General features: G+C 70.3%; 15 protein-coding genes and 1 pseudogene. 6 read left to right on the plus strand and 10 right to left on the minus strand.

Translation table 11 applies throughout. The annotated features are described in order from the left end of the window. The first annotated feature begins 15 nt into the window (after nt 1–15). On the plus strand, nt 16–945 hold the full coding sequence (locus ACIBA9_RS31680) for a 1-phosphofructokinase family hexose kinase (RefSeq protein ID WP_399368430.1): 930 nt from the start codon (nt 16–18) through the stop codon (nt 943–945). A 206-nt stretch (nt 946–1,151) separates the two neighbouring features. On the opposite strand, the gene ACIBA9_RS31685 is transcribed toward ACIBA9_RS31680, so the two are convergent. After that, nucleotides 1,152–2,093 (minus strand): carbohydrate-binding protein, encoded by a 942-nt coding sequence (locus tag ACIBA9_RS31685; RefSeq protein ID WP_399368432.1) that lies wholly within the window; start codon nt 2,091–2,093, stop codon nt 1,152–1,154. A gap of 117 nt (nt 2,094–2,210) precedes the next feature. Further along, complete coding sequence (cdgB, locus tag ACIBA9_RS31690; protein WP_399368434.1) at nt 2,211–3,866, minus strand: diguanylate cyclase CdgB; 1,656 nt, start codon at nt 3,864–3,866, stop codon at nt 2,211–2,213. A 347-nt stretch (nt 3,867–4,213) separates the two neighbouring features. Between cdgB and ACIBA9_RS31695 the strand changes: the two genes are divergently transcribed. Continuing rightward, nucleotides 4,214–4,786, plus strand: coding sequence for a flavin reductase family protein (locus tag ACIBA9_RS31695; protein WP_399368436.1), 573 nt, complete (start codon nt 4,214–4,216; stop codon nt 4,784–4,786). A 49-nt stretch (nt 4,787–4,835) separates the two neighbouring features. After that, a complete protein-coding gene (locus ACIBA9_RS31700; protein WP_399368438.1) occupies nt 4,836–5,294 on the plus strand; it encodes a GNAT family N-acetyltransferase in 459 nt (152 codons plus the stop codon). A 37-nt stretch (nt 5,295–5,331) separates the two neighbouring features. Here the strand turns inward: ACIBA9_RS31700 and ACIBA9_RS31705 are convergent, their stop codons facing one another. After that, a complete protein-coding gene (locus tag ACIBA9_RS31705; RefSeq protein ID WP_399368441.1) occupies nt 5,332–6,225 on the minus strand; it encodes a sigma-70 family RNA polymerase sigma factor in 894 nt (297 codons plus the stop codon). Between the two features lie 113 nt (nt 6,226–6,338). Next, nucleotides 6,339–6,767 (minus strand): alternative ribosome rescue aminoacyl-tRNA hydrolase ArfB, encoded by a 429-nt coding sequence (arfB, locus tag ACIBA9_RS31710; RefSeq protein WP_362158762.1) that lies wholly within the window; start codon nt 6,765–6,767, stop codon nt 6,339–6,341. A 170-nt stretch (nt 6,768–6,937) separates the two neighbouring features. On the opposite strand from arfB, the gene ACIBA9_RS31715 reads away from it, so the two are divergent. Next, the gene (locus ACIBA9_RS31715; RefSeq protein ID WP_362158764.1) at nt 6,938–7,513 is read left to right on the plus strand and encodes a TerD family protein; all 576 of its coding nucleotides are present in this window, start codon (nt 6,938–6,940) and stop codon (nt 7,511–7,513) included. Between the two features lie 127 nt (nt 7,514–7,640). On the opposite strand, the gene ACIBA9_RS31720 is transcribed toward ACIBA9_RS31715, so the two are convergent. After that, nucleotides 7,641–9,032 carry a M1 family metallopeptidase gene (locus ACIBA9_RS31720; protein ID WP_399368443.1) on the minus strand — a complete coding sequence of 464 codons (1,392 nt, stop codon included), beginning with the start codon at nt 9,030–9,032 and terminating at the stop codon, nt 7,641–7,643. A 78-nt stretch (nt 9,033–9,110) separates the two neighbouring features. Here ACIBA9_RS31720 and ACIBA9_RS31725 point away from each other — a divergent pair, with 78 nt between their 5' ends. Beyond that, entirely contained in the window at nt 9,111–9,611 is a 501-nt protein-coding gene (locus ACIBA9_RS31725; protein WP_362158769.1) for a hypothetical protein, read from the plus strand. Nucleotides 9,612–9,615: 4 nt separating this feature from the next. Here ACIBA9_RS31725 and ACIBA9_RS31730 read toward each other — a convergent pair whose 3' ends face one another. From ACIBA9_RS31730 to ACIBA9_RS31745, 4 genes are all read right to left on the minus strand, one after another. Continuing rightward, the gene (locus tag ACIBA9_RS31730) at nt 9,616–10,308 is read right to left on the minus strand and encodes a pentapeptide repeat-containing protein (RefSeq protein WP_399368446.1); all 693 of its coding nucleotides are present in this window, start codon (nt 10,306–10,308) and stop codon (nt 9,616–9,618) included. 281 nt (nt 10,309–10,589) lie between these two features. Then, on the minus strand, nt 10,590–11,996 hold the full coding sequence (locus ACIBA9_RS31735) for an NAD(P)/FAD-dependent oxidoreductase (protein WP_399368448.1): 1,407 nt from the start codon (nt 11,994–11,996) through the stop codon (nt 10,590–10,592). Further along, nucleotides 11,993–12,661 carry a rhomboid-like protein gene (locus ACIBA9_RS31740; RefSeq protein WP_399368450.1) on the minus strand — a complete coding sequence of 223 codons (669 nt, stop codon included), beginning with the start codon at nt 12,659–12,661 and terminating at the stop codon, nt 11,993–11,995. The genes ACIBA9_RS31735 and ACIBA9_RS31740 overlap by 4 nt, the downstream gene beginning before the upstream one ends. Before the next feature lie 189 nt (nt 12,662–12,850). Then, nucleotides 12,851–13,249 carry a peptidoglycan-binding protein gene (locus ACIBA9_RS31745; RefSeq protein ID WP_399368452.1) on the minus strand — a complete coding sequence of 133 codons (399 nt, stop codon included), beginning with the start codon at nt 13,247–13,249 and terminating at the stop codon, nt 12,851–12,853. Between the two features lie 389 nt (nt 13,250–13,638). On the opposite strand from ACIBA9_RS31745, the pseudogene ACIBA9_RS31750 reads away from it, so the two are divergent. Then, a pseudogene (locus tag ACIBA9_RS31750) lies at nt 13,639–14,175 on the plus strand (transposase family protein); the annotation flags it as partial. A gap of 264 nt (nt 14,176–14,439) precedes the next feature. On the opposite strand, the gene ACIBA9_RS31755 reads toward ACIBA9_RS31750, so the two are convergent. Then, nucleotides 14,440–15,273: a hypothetical protein gene (locus ACIBA9_RS31755; RefSeq protein ID WP_399368454.1), complete on the minus strand. Its 834-nt coding sequence runs from the start codon at nt 15,271–15,273 to the stop codon at nt 14,440–14,442. Nucleotides 15,274–15,717 lie beyond the last annotated feature (444 nt).

A 15,717-nucleotide genomic window follows, 5' to 3' on the forward strand; every position in this document is an offset into this window, starting at 1 on the left:
GGGAGGTCGGCCCGGGTGATCCTCACGGTCACACTGAACACCGCTCTCGACCTCACCTATCGCATACGGTCGCTGCGGCCGCACACCTCGCACCGGGTGTCCGAGGTCGGCGAACGGCCCGGCGGCAAAGGCGTGAACGTGGCCCGGGTGCTGGCCGCGCTCGGACACGAGGTGACGGTCACCGGGTTCGCCGGCGGCGGGACCGGGCAGGCGGTGCGCGACCGGCTGGCCGGCACGCCCGGCCTGACGGACGCGCTGGTCCCGGTCGCCGGGTCGACGCGGCGCACGATAGCCGTGGTGGACGAACTGACGGGCGACACGACCCAGTTGAACGAGCCGGGCCCGCAGATAGCACCGCCCGAGTGGGGCGCCTTCATCGACCGTTACGAGGAACTGCTGCCGACCGCCTCCGCGGTGGCCCTGTGCGGCAGCCTGCCGCCGGGGGTGCCGGTCGGCGCCTACGCGAACCTCGTCCGGGCCGCCCGTGCCCATGGCGTCCCCGTACTGCTCGACACCAGCGGCGAACCACTGCGCCGCGGGGTCGCCGCCCGACCGGACCTCATCAAGCCGAACGCCGACGAACTGGCCGAACTCACCGGCTCCCACGAGCCGTTGCGTGCCACGCAGGACGCCCTCCGCCGGGGAGCCCACGCGGTGGTCGCCTCCCTGGGCGCGCAGGGCCTGCTGGCGTTCACCTCGGAGGGCCGCTGGCGCGCCACCCCACCGGCCCGCGTCCACGGCAACCCGACCGGCGCGGGCGACTCGGCGGTCGCCGGCCTGCTGTCGGGCCTCGTGGAACAACTCCCCTGGCCGGACCGGCTGACCCGCGCGGTCGCCCTGTCGGCGGCGACCGTACGGGCGCCCGCGGCGGGCGAGTTCGACCACGGGGCCTACCAGGACCTGCAAGGGCGGGTGGCGGTGACACAGGAGGCCGGCGCGGCCTGACGCCCTAGGTCCTGTCTGACAATTCGCGTCGTCGCCCGAAGGGCGGCCGCGCGGCGTCAGGTGCGTACTCTCGGAGTGCCGGCCCCAGGCCCTCGTACTGGACGTACTCGGGTCTGGGGCCGGTGCGGCGAGTGGGGGTCCCCCCGGCCGAAGGCTGGGGGAGCGTGCATGGCGTCGCGCGGCAGACGCGAATTGTCAGACAGGGCCTAGCCCTTGACGTGGCCCTTCTTCAGGTGGAACTGGTCCAGCAGGACGTTGCACTTGTCGCCGTCCTGGCAGGTCAGGGTCAACGTGTTGGAGCCCTTCTGGAGGTCGAGCCACACATAGCTGTGCGTCCACCCCTTGGCGATGTCGCCGTCCGCGGCATGCGCGAAGTTGGCCAGGTTGAACTTGTTGCCGAACGGCTTGCCGTTGACGAGGAGCGTCATCGCCTGGTCCTGACCGGGGACGCTGTAGTTGGCGAAGAGGGTGTAGGCACCGCCCTCGGGGAGGTTGCCAATGGTCCAAGTGGCCGACGCGCCCACGTTGTTGAGGTTTCCCACATAGCTGCCGCCCTTCGCCTGGGCGCCCTTGACATCCGAGGCCACCGAGGCGGTGCCGCCCAGCTGGAGGTCCTTGGCGTCGGTCTCCGGGAGGCCGGCCGCCGGACTGGCGCTCGCCGACTGACTGGGCCGGGAGCTCTGCGAGGTGGACGTGCCGGGCGAGGAGCCGCCGCCCGCCTTGTTGTCCGAGGAGTCGCCGCCCATCATCGCCACGCCGATGCCGATGACGACCGCGGCGACCACCGCGATCGCGCCGATCAGCAGCCCCTTGGTGTTGGGGCCGGAACGGCCGCCACCGCGGCCGCCGGACGCCGGCTGCTGCGCACCCGTGGGGGCGCCGCCCGGGAAGGTCTCGGGCGCTGCGTAGTGCGCGCTCGGCTGGCCGTAGGCGCCCTGCTGAACCTGGCCGTAGGCGGCGGTCTGCTGGCCCTGGGCCGGCTGGCCGTACTGGCGCTGGCCTACCGAGCGCACCCGGTTGACCGAGTTCGGGTAGCCGTAACCGCCGCCGGACGGTGGCTGGGCTCCCCGTGCCTGGCCGTCTGCGTACAGGTAGCCGAACGGGTCGTCGTCCTCGGGCGTGCTCGCGCCGTTGTCGCCGGGCGTCATCCCTTGGTACTCCTCAACAGGTGCGTGCGGATGCGGTAGGGGTATGAATGGCGAGCCTACCCGCTCTCGCTGGCCCAAACGGGTGACTCAGACCGCACTACACCGCTGACCTGCGGCTTACCCCGCGCGCCGATGTTGTTTGGGACGAGATCGTTTCTCTACGTACATCCGCTCGTCGGCCGACTTCAGCACTTCGTCCGCCGTCATCCCGCAGTGCGCCCAGCCGATGCCGAAGCTCGCGCCCACCCGCACGGCCCGCCCCTCGGCGCGGATCGGCTGGATGATCTCGTTGCGCAGCCGTACGGCGAGGTCCTGGGCGTCCGCCCGGCCCAGGCCGTCGGCGAGGATCACGAACTCGTCGCCGCCCAGCCGGGCCACGGTGTCCCCGTCCCGGACCCCCCGGGAGAGCCGCTGGGCGACCTCGATCAGCACCGCGTCGCCCGCGTTGTGACCGAAGCGGTCGTTGATCGACTTGAAGCCGTCGAGGTCGCAGAAGAGGACCGCGAGCCCCTTGGTGCCGTCGTCGCGATCGCCCTCGGGGGCGATGGAGTGCACATGGTGGTCGTAGGCGTCGTAGGCCTCCGCGCCCGGCGCGAAGTCGAAGCCGTGACCGGCGGGGGCCTCGAAGGCGGGGTGGCCGTAGGCCGCGTCCAGGGACTCCAGGGCCCCGGTCTGCGCCGGACGCCGGCACAGCCGGGCCGACAGCCGCGAGCGCAGCTCGGCGGAGTTCGGCAGACCGGTCAGGGAGTCGTGCGAGGCGCGGTGGGCGAGCTGCAGCTCCCGGCGCTTGCGCTCCTCGATGTCCTCGACGTGGGTGAGCAGGAAGCGGGGGCCGTCGGCGGCGTCCGCGACGACGCTGTTGCGCAGGGACACCCAGACGTAGCTGCCGTCGCGCCGCCCGAGCCGCAGTTCGGCGCGCCCGCCCTCCGCCGAGGTGCGCAGCAACGTGCCGATGTCCTCGGGATGGACCAGGTCGGAGAAGGAGTAGCGGCGCATCGCGGAGGCCGGGCGGCCCAGCAGCCGGCACAGGGCGTCGTTGGTGCGCAGGATGCGGCCGTGCTGGTCCCCGCCCATCTCGGCGATGGCCATGCCGGAGGGGGCGTACTCGAAGGCCTGTCGGAAGGATTCCTCGCTGGCCCGCAGGGCCTGCTGCTCGCGCTCCAGCCGGACCAGGGCCCGCTGCATGTTGGCACGCAGACGCGCGTTGCTGATCGCGATGGCGGCCTGGAAGGCGTACATCTGCAACGCCTCGCGGCCCCAGGCGCCGGGGCGGCGGCCGTTGCGCGGCCGGTCCACGGATATGACGCCGAGCAGCTCGCCGGAGGAGCCGCCCTGCAGGCCCGGTGTGTACATCGGCGCGAAGAGGCGGTCGGAGGGGTGCCACTCGTCCTCGAAGCGCGGCGCGGGCCCGTCGGTGTACCACTGCGGGACGTCGTCGTCGTCCAGCACCCAGCCCTCGGTGTGCGGTATGAACACCAGGTCGCCCCACTGCTCGCCCATGTTCAGCCGGCGGTCCCAGGACTCCCGGGAGCCGGCCCGGCCGGTGATCAGGGCCTCGGCGGCGGAGTTCCCGGAGAACGCGGCGACGACGAGATCGCCGTCGGGGCGTACGAGGTTCACGCACGCCATCTCGTACCCGAGGGCGTTGACGGCGCCGTCGGCGACGGTCTGCAGTGTGTCCGCCAGGCTGCGTGCCGTGTTCATGTCGGCCATGACCTGGTGCAGCTGTCGCAGGGACGCAAGGCGGACATACGGCTCCGACTCGGTCTCCATGCTCGCCCTCCCCCCGAGACCTCGCAGCGAATCAAGGGTCGTCTTCGGCGTTTCTCGACAGTGGCTCTCTGCGGTGTTCTCGATGATGCTCTCGCGGCTTCTCGCCACTGAATCACAGCGCGCTGCCCACTCGGTACACAGGGTCAACAATTCCTGCCCCTTGTGACTCAAGTCACAGGCAAACGTGAACAATTGAGTGGAGTTTCTGCGTTTGGTCTGTGTCTTTATGAACGCATGTTTTGTCGTTGCGTACACATCTGGGCACGGTGATGGTCCGCTGGTCCTAGGACCAGCCTCGGACCGGGGCCGGATGCGGGCCCCGGGAAGCGGAGACTAGCGTTTCCGGCGTGCTGAACTCCGCCTCCCCCACCGCCCTCACCGCTTCCGGGCATGCTGAGGGGGTGAGCAACGACGAGTTCCGGGCCGCGATGGCCCGGCTGGCGGCGGGCGTGGTCCTGGTGACCGCGCAGGAACCGCCGCTGGATCCCGACGACCCCGAGGGGCCGGGCGTCGAGGACGTCGGCATGACCGCGACCGCCTTCATGTCGGTCTCCCTCGACCCGCCGCTGGTCCTGGTCAGCCTGCGCGAGGGCTCCCGCATGGACGACCTGCTGGACGAGCAGCCCCTGTGGGCGGTGTCCGTCCTCGCCGAGAGCCAGCGGCACATCGCGGGCCGCTTCGCCATGAAGGGCCGCATCAGCGACCGGCTGCTCTTCGAGGACCTCGCCCGCACCCGCGGCGAGGCCACGGGCGCCCCGCTGCTGGACGGCGCGCTGGCCACCCTGGAGTGCCGCACCGAGCAGCGGGTGACCGCCGGTGACCACACCCTCGTCATCGGCCGCGTCCTGACCACCCGGGTCCCGGCCGCGGACGACGGCCCGCTCCTCTACCACGCCGGCCGCTACCGCCGACTGGGCTGAGCCCCAAACCCCTTGGCCACGGCATGATCCACCCACCTAGGCTGCGCGGATGACACCCCGTCTGGAACCCGTCACGCCCCGGAACTTCGACACCGCCGTCGCCATCAGCGTCCACCCCGCCCAGGAACACGCCGTCTCCTCGGTCATGCAGTCTCTGGCCGAGGCCTACGTCCACCCGACCGGCGTAGCCTGGCCCCGTCTGATCATGGAAGGGGACCGCGCGGTCGGCTTCCTGATGGCCTTCCTCGACATCGACTGGCACGGCGACGGCAGCCTCCACCGCTCCGGGCTGTGGCGACTCAACATCGCCGCCGGCGAACAGGGCAGGGGATACGGCCGCTTCGCCGTGGACCGCGTGGCCGCCGAGATCCGCCGCCGCGGCGGCAAGGAGCTGTACGTCACCTGGCACCCGGGCGCCGACGGCCCCGAGGAGTTCTACCTCCGCCTGGGCTTCGAGCGGAACGGGGAGACGAGCGGAGGCCAGACGGTGGGGGTACTGAGCCTCTGACCGGGCCCGGCACCCCGCTCCACAGGGCGCCGGCCGGTCACGCCGTCTCGATGTCGAGCTCCGCCAGCCGCGCCGGGTCGCCCACGACCTCGATGACCGTGATGCGGTCGGCCGCGAAGGCGAACGTCAGCACGCGCTCCGGACGGCCGTCGGCGAGGACGACCAGGCCGGTGGCGCCGTCGACCAGCGCCGGACGGGCGACGCCCGCCAGACGGGCGAACGTCGTCGCCCCGGAGGCGACCGCCACCGCGCCGCTGGTCACCCCCGCCTCGCTCCGAGCGACCACGTCCGGGTCGAGCACCGCCAGCAGTCCTTCGAAATCGCCTCCCCGCGCGGCGGCCAGGAAGGCGTCGACCACCGCCCGCTGCCGGGCGCGGTCGGCCTCCGGCGCGTCCGCGCCGCGCACCCGGCGCCGCGCCCGGCTGGCGAGCTGCCGCGCCGCCGCCGGGGTGCGCCCGAGGATGCCGCCGACCTCCTCGAACGGCACTCCGAACAGGTCGTGCAACACGAAGGCGAGCCGCTCGGCCGGGGAGAGCGTGTCCAGGACGACCAGCAGGGCCGCCCCGAGCGAGTCGGCGAGCACGGCGTCCTGCGCGGGGTCCGGCTCCGCGGACGGCCCCGGCCGCCAGGCGTCCAGGGGCTCCTCGCCCCGGGAGCGGCGCGAGCGCAGCAGGTCGAGGCAGACGCGGCCGACGACCGTCGTCAGCCAGCCCCCGAGATTGGCCACCTCGCGGGTGTCGGACCGGCTCAGCCGGAACCACGTCTCCTGGACCGCGTCCTCGGCCTCGGCGGCCGAGCCCAGCATCCGGTAGGCCACGGACCGCAGATGCCCCCGGTACGCCTCGAACCGCTCGGCGAGCGGTTCGTCGCCCCGTTCACCGTGCTGGTGGCGTCCACCGTGCTGGTGGCTGTCCCCGTGCTGGTCGCTCATCGGTTCGTCCGGCCCTTCCGCGCGCGCTTCCGTGGTCCCTCACCCCGATGACGGTTCGGCCACCTCGGATGTGACCGGGCGCCGGGAGACGGGCCGGGAGCCGCGGGGACCGGTCAGCCCCAGTCCCGGCCCGAGCGGCCGCGCTTGGTGTCCGAGCGCTGCTTCTTCTCCCGGAGCCGGCGTTCGTTGATGCCGCGGGGGATCCGGGTGGCTCTGCGGGGCTTGGGCGGGGGCGCGGTGGCCTCCGCGAGGAGGGCTGCCAGGCGTACGGCGGCGGCCTCGCGGTTGCGCCACTGGGAGCGGTGCTCGGAGGAGCGTACGGACACCACGCCGTCGACGAGCCGGCCGGCCAGCCGCAGCAGGGCCCGCTCCTTCCACACCGGGGGGAGCGCCTCGGTGCCCGCGAGGTCGAACCGCAGCTCCACCTGGGAGTCGCTGGTGTTGACGTGCTGCCCGCCCGGCCCGGAGGACCGCGAGAAACGCCACACCAGCTCGGCCTCGGGAAGCGAGACCGAGCCGCGGATGAAATAGGGCCCGGACATGCGTCCTATCTTCCCGGGACCGCGCGTCCCACGTCACCCGGTTTTCACCATGGCGGGTAAAAAAGGTAAAGGGATCCGGAACTACGGGGACCCCCCTCGACGTTCTTGCGGGTGACGGTAGCTTCGTCGGCACAAACTGTGCAGGGATATCTAAGGAAGGGACTCCCAACATGGCTGTAAGCCTGTCCAAGGGTGGCAACGTCTCGCTCACCAAGGAGGCTCCGGGCCTGACCGCCGTCACCGTGGGCCTCGGCTGGGACGTCCGCACCACCACCGGCACGGACTTCGACCTGGACGCGTCCGCGATCGCGGTCAACACGCAGGGCAAGGTCTACTCGGACGCCCACTTCGTCTTCTTCAACAACAAGCAGACCCCGGACAACTCCATCGTCCACACCGGTGACAACCGCACGGGCGAGGGCGCGGGCGACGACGAGGCGATCAACGTCAACCTGGCCGCGCTCCCGGCCGACATCGACAAGATCGTCTTCCCGGTCTCGATCTACGACGCCGAGAACCGCAACCAGAACTTCGGCCAGGTCCGCAACGCCTACATCCGCATCGTGAACCAGGCCGGCGGCGCCGAGATCGCCCGGTACGACCTCTCCGAGGACGCCGCCACCGAGACGGCCATGGTCTTCGGCGAGCTGTACCGCAACGGCGCGGAGTGGAAGTTCCGCGCGGTGGGCCAGGGTTACGCCTCCGGCCTCGTCGGCATCGCCCAGGACTTCGGCGTCAACGTCTGACACCCCCCTCGGGCTCTCCGGCTCCCCGCGTCCGCCGGCTCCCGGGCCGCCTCGCTCTTCGGGCGGGGCGGCCCCCGGTGGGGGCCCGCGCCGGGACCCGGCCGGGCGGAGCCGGTGCGGCCAACGGTCACGGATGGGCGGGCTTGCCGTCGCCGTACAGCCAGTCCTGCCAGATCTCGCCGAAGTCGTGGTCCGGTGCCTTCTTCTCCACATACGCGGTGAAGTCGTCCGTGCTCGCGCCGCCGTAACGGTGGGCGGCGGCCCAGCCCTGGATGATGTCGTAGAAGGTGTCGTCGCCGACCTTCTGCCGGATCTTCTGCAGGACCATCGCGCCGCGCTCGTAGACGGGGCTGTCGGAGATGTGCGCGGCGCTCGACGGCCGTGCGGGCGGGAAGGCCCAGATGGCTTCGTCGTCACCGTCGTAGAGGTCCGTGAACTGCTTCTGGGCGTTGGGGCCGCCGTGGTCCTCCGCCCACAGCCATTCCGCATACGTGGCGAAGCCCTCGTTGAGCCACATGTCCCGCCAGGACGTGGGCGTGACCGAGTCGCCGTACCACTCGTGGGCGAGTTCGTGGACGAGCGTGCTGATGGCGGGCGGCCCGGGGAAGACGGGCCGGTTCTGGGTCTCCAGCGCGTAACCGGCGTCGTGCGGCCGGTCGACGATCGCACCGGCGGAGGAGAACGGGTACGGCCCGAAGTTGAGCTCCTCCCAGTCGAGGATCTCGGGGATCTTCGCGAGGACCCCGGCGCTCGCCTCGGCCTGAGTCGGGTCCACCGCCGTCAGCAGGGGCAGCCCGTGCGGTCCCGTGCTCCGCTTGATCGTGTAGTGGCCCACGGCGACCATGGCGAGGTAGCTCGCCATCGGCCGGCCGCTGTGCCAGTGGTAGGTCGTCCGGCCGTCCTTGTCGCTCTGGTCGGTCAACTCGCCGTTGGAGACCGCCTGCAGGCCCTTCGGGACGGTGATCGCGATGTCGTACGTCGCCTTGTCCGAGGGGTGGTTGTCACTGGGGAACCAGGCCATGGAGCCGACGGGTTCGCCGAGGCCGAGGGCGCCGTCGGCGGTGGGCAGCCAGCCCTCCTCGGAGTCGTCGGGGTCGGTGAGGGTGCGCGGGGTGCCCGAGTAGTCCACGGTCACGCGGAAGGTCTCGCCCTTGCTCAGGTCGTCCCGGGGGCGGACGGTGAGTTCCTGGCCGGCGCGGTTCCAGCGGGCGTCCTTGCCCTCGACGGTGACCGCGTCGACACGCAGACCGGCGAGGTCGAGGTCGAACGCGGACAGATCCTGGGTGGCCTGGGCGGTGATGACCGCCCTGCCGGTGAGATGGCGGCCCTTCGGGGTGTAGTCCAGGGTGAGGGCGTAGTGGGTGACGTCGTAGCCGCCGTTCCCGGCCTGCGGGAAGTACGGATCGCGTACGCCCGAGCCGCCCGGCGTGCCGCGCACACCCCCGTCGCACGCGGTGCCGGTCAGGGCGAGGGCGAGCAGAGCGGCCGCGGCCGGCACAAGACGCTCGGATCTGGACATGTCAGTGATCCTATGATCGTCGAGGACTCCCGCACACCGAGGCTGGGGGACGGCGGCGGGCGTGACACCATTCCTTGCGTGCTCGACATCGGCTACGCCCTCTCCAACCGGTTCCCGGACCCGCCGCAGACCGACTACCGCCGTGCGGACGTCCACGCGCTGCGGCACGACCTGTTCTGCGGGGACGTCTACCTCGCGGACACCGAGAAGGACCGGGAGCTGTCCACAGCCTGGGGATGGGTGCCGGTGCTGGACTTCGCGTGGGCGCTGTGCGACATCGCGGAGCGGCTGGACCGCGATCCGATGGGCTCCCGCGCCGCCCGGCCGCAGCGGGCGGAGCTGGACTTCACCGAGTCGACCGACCGGATGCTCTTCGAGCGCCGCTTCGGCTGGGTCGACATCACCTCCGACTGGACACCCGCCGAGGAGTCCCCGCTCACCTTCTCCCACGCCGAACTGCGCCGCGAGGCACGGGACTTCCTGCACGACCTGGTCGCGGACCTGACCGACCTGCACGACGACCTCGCGGAGAACCCGGCGATCTGGACCCTTCAGGCCCGCTTCCCCCGCCTGCCCTGAGCCCTCACCCCTCCACCCGGATCCCCAGCTCGGCCGCCAGCACCGGTGCCAGATCCAGCAGCTGGCCGGTGCTGATCACCGCCCCGGCGAGACGGTCCAGACCCCGCACGATCTCCAGCGGGGCGGCCCCGCGGAAATCCACGTCCTTCAGCGTCGTGCCGCCGAAGTCGGCCTCCCGCAGCGCACAGTCGACGAACTCCACCCGCTCCAGGCTCGCGCCCGCGAAGTCCGGCTCCACCAGCACGCAGGACTCGAAGACCACGTCCTTGAGGCGGGCCTCACGCAGATTGAGGAAGTCCAGCTTGCCGCCGCGGACCACGACCCGCTCCAGCACGGCGCCGTGCAACTGCGTACCACCCAGGCGCGCGTCGACCACCTCGACGTCACGGAACGTGGACTCGGCGAGATGCGTGCCGACACCACGCAGGCCGGTCAGGACCGAGTCCAGCACCCGGGCCCGGCCCAGCCCCGTCTCGTCCACGGCGCAGCCCGTCAGCACGCAGTCCATGAACCGGGCCCCCACGCCGTCCTGCCCCGCCAGGTCGGTCTCCCGGAACTCCAGCCCGTCGTAGTCGCCGTCTGGCTCCAGCTCCCCGCCGGGCCACGGCCGCAACGGCGGCAGCCGCACCTCCGGCCGCCGCGCGCCCTTCACCGCCGACCGGCCCGCCGGTCCGCCACCCGTCGCTCTCCTCACCATGCCCCCATGCTGCACCCCACCACTGACAACCGGCCCCGACCCCCCGTCCGCCGGGCCGCCCTCGACCTCGAGCCGGCTCGAGTCGCCACGGCCGGGCCCCCGTTGGTGGTGACGTGCGGGGCGGGTCCGCACCCGCTCGGCACGGGCCCCGCGGGTCACCGACCACCGGGCGCTGCGGAACCGCGCCACCACGGGAAAGGTGGTGCCGGAACCATGAGGCACCGGCCCGGGAGCCGCGCCACCGGCGGCCTGGCGAGCCCACGCCGGCCCCCGGTCGCCCGTCAGTGCCGTCCCGCCACCCGGTCCGCCACCTCGGCGAGCCGGGAGGAGCGCAGACCGGGGCGCAGCCGCTCGCGCTGGTCGGCGGTGCGGTAGGTGGCGTACATGCCCTGCACACCGAGCCAGCGGAAGGGCTCCGGCTCCCACCTTCTGACCTTGTGGTTCACCCAGGGCAGGTCCGTCAGCTCGGTGCGGCCGCCCTGACCGGAGTCCTGCTGGACCAGATCGCGCAGGGTGCGGGCGGCCAGATTGGTGGTGGCGACACCCGAGCCGACGTAGCCGCCCGCCCAGCCCAGACCGGTGGAGCGGTCCAGGGTGACCGTCGCGCACCAGTCGCGCGGAACTCCGAGGACACCGGACCAGGCGTGCTCGACCCGGACACCCGCGAGCGCCGGGAAGAAGCGGGTCAGGATCTCCCGCAGCGCCTCGATCGTCGCCTCCTGCGTCCGCCCGTCGTTGTCCGTCCGGGAACCGAAGCGGTACGGCACCCCGCGCCCGCCCAGCGCGATCCGGCCGTCCGCCGTGCGCTGGGCGTACATGTAGGCGTGCGCCATGTCCCCGAGGGTCTCCCGGCCGTCCCACCCGATCGCCGCCCACTGCTCCCGCGTCAGCGGCTCGGTCGCGATCATCGAGGAGTTCATCGGCAGCCAGGTCCGCCGCTGGCCCTTCAACGAGGCGGTGAACCCCTCGGTGCAGCGCAGGACGTACGGCGCGCGCACCGTGCCGTACGGGGTGACCGCGTGCCGCGGGCGGATCTCCGTCACCGGCGTCGACTCGTGGATCGTCACCCCGAGCGCCTCCACCGCGGCCGCGAGCCCCTTCACCAGCTTCACCGGATGCAGCCGCGCCCCGTGTGGCGTCCAGGCGGAGCCGACCGCGTCCGCGACCCTGATCCGCTGGGCGGTCTCCCGGGCGCCGTACAGCTCCCGGTCCTTCTCGCCGTACGACAGCTCGTGCTCGTGGAACGCCCGCAGCCGCGCGAGCTGAGCCGGCGTGGTGGCCACTTCGAGGACGCCGCCCTTGTGCACGTCGGCATCGATGCCTTCGGCCCCGGCGACCGCGATCACCTCGTCCACGCTGTCGTTCATCGCCCTCTGCAGCCGTACGGCGGCGTCCCGGCCGTGCAGCCGGGCGTACCGGTCGCGGCCCGCGATCCCGTTGTACAGCCAGCCGCCGTTGCGCCCGGAGGCGCCGTATCCGCAGAACTTCTGCTCCAGGACGGTGATCCGCAGGAACGGGGCCGCCTTCTTCAGGTAGTACGCGGTCCACAGGCCCGTGTACCCGCCGCCGACGATCACGACGTCGGCCGACGCGTCCCCGGACAGCGGCTCCCGCACCGCGGGAAGACCGTCGTCCGCGTACCAGAAGGAGACACCGCCGTTGACGACACTGCTTGCCGAGCTGCTCATGGCCGGGACGTTAACCCCTCGGAGAGGCCGGTGTCTCCTTCGGATTCCGTGCTTTTCCCACGGCCCCTGACCAGCGGATAGCAGCCCAGTCCGATCAGCGCCGCGACGAGGTGGCCCAGCTCGGTGAAGGTCGGCCCGGCCGTCAGCGGCACCCCGAAGACGAGCAGCACCGCCGCCAGATACCCGTACCGCCAGGGCGCGGCGATCCGGTAGGTGAGCACCGCGACGACCCCGGCCAGCGCGTAACTCACCCCGATGTCGAGGGTGTTGACCGCCGAGTGCGGGGCCATGCCGTCCCGGATCGCCTTCAGCAGCGCCCCCTCGCTCACCAGCGTGGCCAGCACGTGCGCGCACACGCACACCGCCAGCCAGCGCGCCGTGCCCAGCCAGCGTTCGGCCGGCGCGTGGAACACCGAGTACAGGAAGACGTACGGCACCCAGTGCCCGCTGTCGATCCACATGGCACTCGACACCAGCACCCGCGCCGGCGTCCGCGACAGCTCATGGATGTTGGTCGAGCGCTGCCGCAGGAAGTGCTGCTCGAACTCCGGCGACATGTGGTGCAGCGCGACCGTCGTGACGAACAGGACCGCCAGCCACACGTACGTGCCGGGAGCACTGCGGACGTACGCCCACACCCCGCTCGGGCCCCGGTGAATTCGCATGACCCGATTCACGCACGCCGCGATCGTCCGGTCCGTCATCGACATCCCCGGCGGACCCCGCCACCGGGGCGTCCGCCCGAAACCCGGCCACTCGCCACCCGCCATGGGAAGACCCAGGTGGGACACACCCCACCCGGGCCCGAAAGAGCCCCCTGTCTCAGGTGACATCCCGGAACGGGCAGGCGTTCTTCATGCGACCGGAGTAGTGCAGCCGCATTTGACCTGACAGGTGAACCCCAGTTCGCCGCCACGCCAGCAGAGACACTTCCGCATCTTCAAGTTGTCCTGCGGGCACTTCGCCTTCTCCTTGCAGTCGGACTTGGCGGCCTCGCAGGCCTCCTTGATATTGGTCCCGTCTCCCTGCCCCTGCACCTCATCCGAGGTGCCAACGTCCGCCAGGGCGATCTGGCCGTCGTCGCCGTCGCCGGCGTCCGCCACGAGAATCTGACCATCCCCGTTTCCGCCCTGCGCCTCCTGGAACGCGTTGATCGCACCGATGGTGATGGGGCCGACCACACCGTCCTCGGCGATCACGGAAAAGCCGTTGTCGTTCCGCCAGGCGTTGAGGAACGTCTGCACCTCTTGCACGTCGTCAGGTTGGTTGTCACCGTCGACTCCGACTGTCCGCACGGATGGCATCGATACTCCCAGGCGCATGGGGCTGATTTGGGTAGTTCCAGCCAGTGTGACCGCATTCATGGGCCTCATCTCCCCGACACGCGAAGAGTTGCCCCACCTGCAGTCGATCCCCAGCCGCCCGCTGGAAACCCAACCAACGACAGTCAGCCACACCGACGCGTGTCGGTGGCTGTCGACGGGGGGCAGCTCTGCGCGTTCCGCCGAAAGTTGAGTCCTGTGCTGAACGAGGTAGGACAACACGCCACCGAGGACAACGCCGCCCAGCGATATGAGTGACGCCCAGACCTGACCTGCCATGACGGTCATCGTGCCATGCGCCGATCTTGAGAGATCTGGCTGTGGCTGGTGCGATCACGGTGTCCGAGCCGTCCTGGACAGCCCCGTTCACCGGGCTGAGCCGACGTCAGTTCGGCAAGTCGACCACCGCGTTACGACACGAGGGTCCGGATCCGGTCCACAGGGGCCGTCCGTGGAGTCTGCCGCTGAAGGACCGGGTGTTGCCGGTCGCCGCGTATTAGCGCACGAACCTGACCCTACGGCAGCCTGCCCCGCTCTTCGGCATCTCGAAGTCGGCGGCCGACCGCATCATCGACCACCTCGGGCCGTCGCTCGTGAGCCGGCCGCGCAGGAGGTTCCGCAAAGACACCGTGCTGATCGTGGATGGGACCCTAGTGCCCACCCGTGACCACACGGTCGCCGAGCAGTCGGAGAACTACAGGTACTCGACCAACCACCAGGTCGTCATCGATGCCGACACCCGGCTCGTGGTCGCCGTCGGCCGGCCGGGGCCCGACCACCGCAACGACTGCAAGGCTTGGGAGCTGTCCGGCGCGAAGGATGCCGTCGGCCGTCCCACGGTCATCGCAGACGGCGGCGCCACGCCATGCTCGGCATCGCCCGCTGCACAACCTCGCCCTGGCCGGGTAATAGAGAAACGGGCTGATCAACCAGCGCACCGCAGAACATTTACGGGACAACCCTCAGGCGTTCGAGTCGAGTACGCGGCGGCCCCACCACTGGATGGGCCGACCACGAGTCTGGATGCTCCCAGCCGAATAATCCGTCCGTGGCCTGCCGACCATGCACCTGGAACAGCCGACGCAGACGGGGAAGAGTTGGGCGGCAAAACGTCGGGGCGTTCACCCCGCTTCATGGTGCTTCCTTCGAAGCACACCAGAATGAGCGCCTTGACGCTTCCCGTCCGGTTCCCCTTCACGTCCCTGCGCCCCCGCCTTCAACCCTCCGGGCTCAGCAGATAGAGGAATCTCGGGGAGTTGTTCCATCATCTTTTGCGCAAGCGCCCTTCTAAGCTCGTCGTCCGCTCCGCGAGTAGACTGACGAATGTCTATTCCGGCGAGCCTTTCCACCGCTAGCACTTGCCCGGTCCGCAGAGGCTCCCAATAGTAGTGACGCAATTCTCTCGTCGTATCGGTGTATGACTTGAAGAATATGCTCGATATGAAGCCGCTCAAGATGGATGCAACTCCGGTGAGACCGGCCGCTGCGTAACGTGCCGAGCTGTCGTTGTTCTCCACAACCAGCGCCACGCCGGCAGCCAGCAGAATAAAGCCGATAGCGGCCGCGATTTGAGCGTTCCGAAATGCAGCTCGCTGCTCATGCAGGGATGTCACGTGGTACTCGTCGAGTTGTCGACGGTTTATGACAAAGAGGTCGGCCAGTGAGAGTCGGCGAGATCCTTGGCTACGCAAAGCTTCCATGTCGTTCTCAATTTGATAGCTCTTCTCTGCTCTTACCCTTTCATAGAAGGAGTGCCTGGCGGCCCAGTAGGAGAAAAACGTAGACCCTGCGATCGCGAAGGCGGCAAAAAGGAGACCGACTATCGCGGCCGCTAGCGCCATATCCCAGCGGCTATTGTCAGGTACCCATATAACGATGGGAACCATGACGACTGCCAGCCAGGTAATAATCAGAGAAACATAGATCCCGACCCTTGCCGAGTCGTAGCCTTCCATCCACCATTTTTGGTACTCCGGGCTATGGCGCCAAATATACGGCTTGATCTGCGCGCCTTGGCCGTCTTCCGGGCCACCCTGGTGGAGGTGAGGCTCCACATCGTGCCACGCTGGGAGATGTATGGCTGGGAGGTGCATGGCCACCTCCCCCTTTCCTCAGGGTCGATCTGACCTTCTACTTATAGACTGCGACGAGCTGGATCGTTACGCATCCCGGTTGGGGCCTTTGCGTCGTTCTGGATGACTCGGTAGTATGGGATTTTTGTGTGCTGGCCGGGTCCGCACGTTAGGTCGGTGGAACGGCTTTGGGCTGGAGCTGATTTGGCGCGAGTGATCGTGGACCATTCCGCTGGCCCGCGGATCGGGCAGGTTTGTGAGCCTTCCCGTTAGCGCCCGATTTGCACGTAGCGCGCCGCCGGGCGCGGCCGCCGGCGAAGACTGAGC

This window comes from Streptomyces sp. NPDC051452 (assembly GCF_044454765.1).
Lineage (GTDB): Bacteria > Actinomycetota > Actinomycetes > Streptomycetales > Streptomycetaceae > Streptomyces.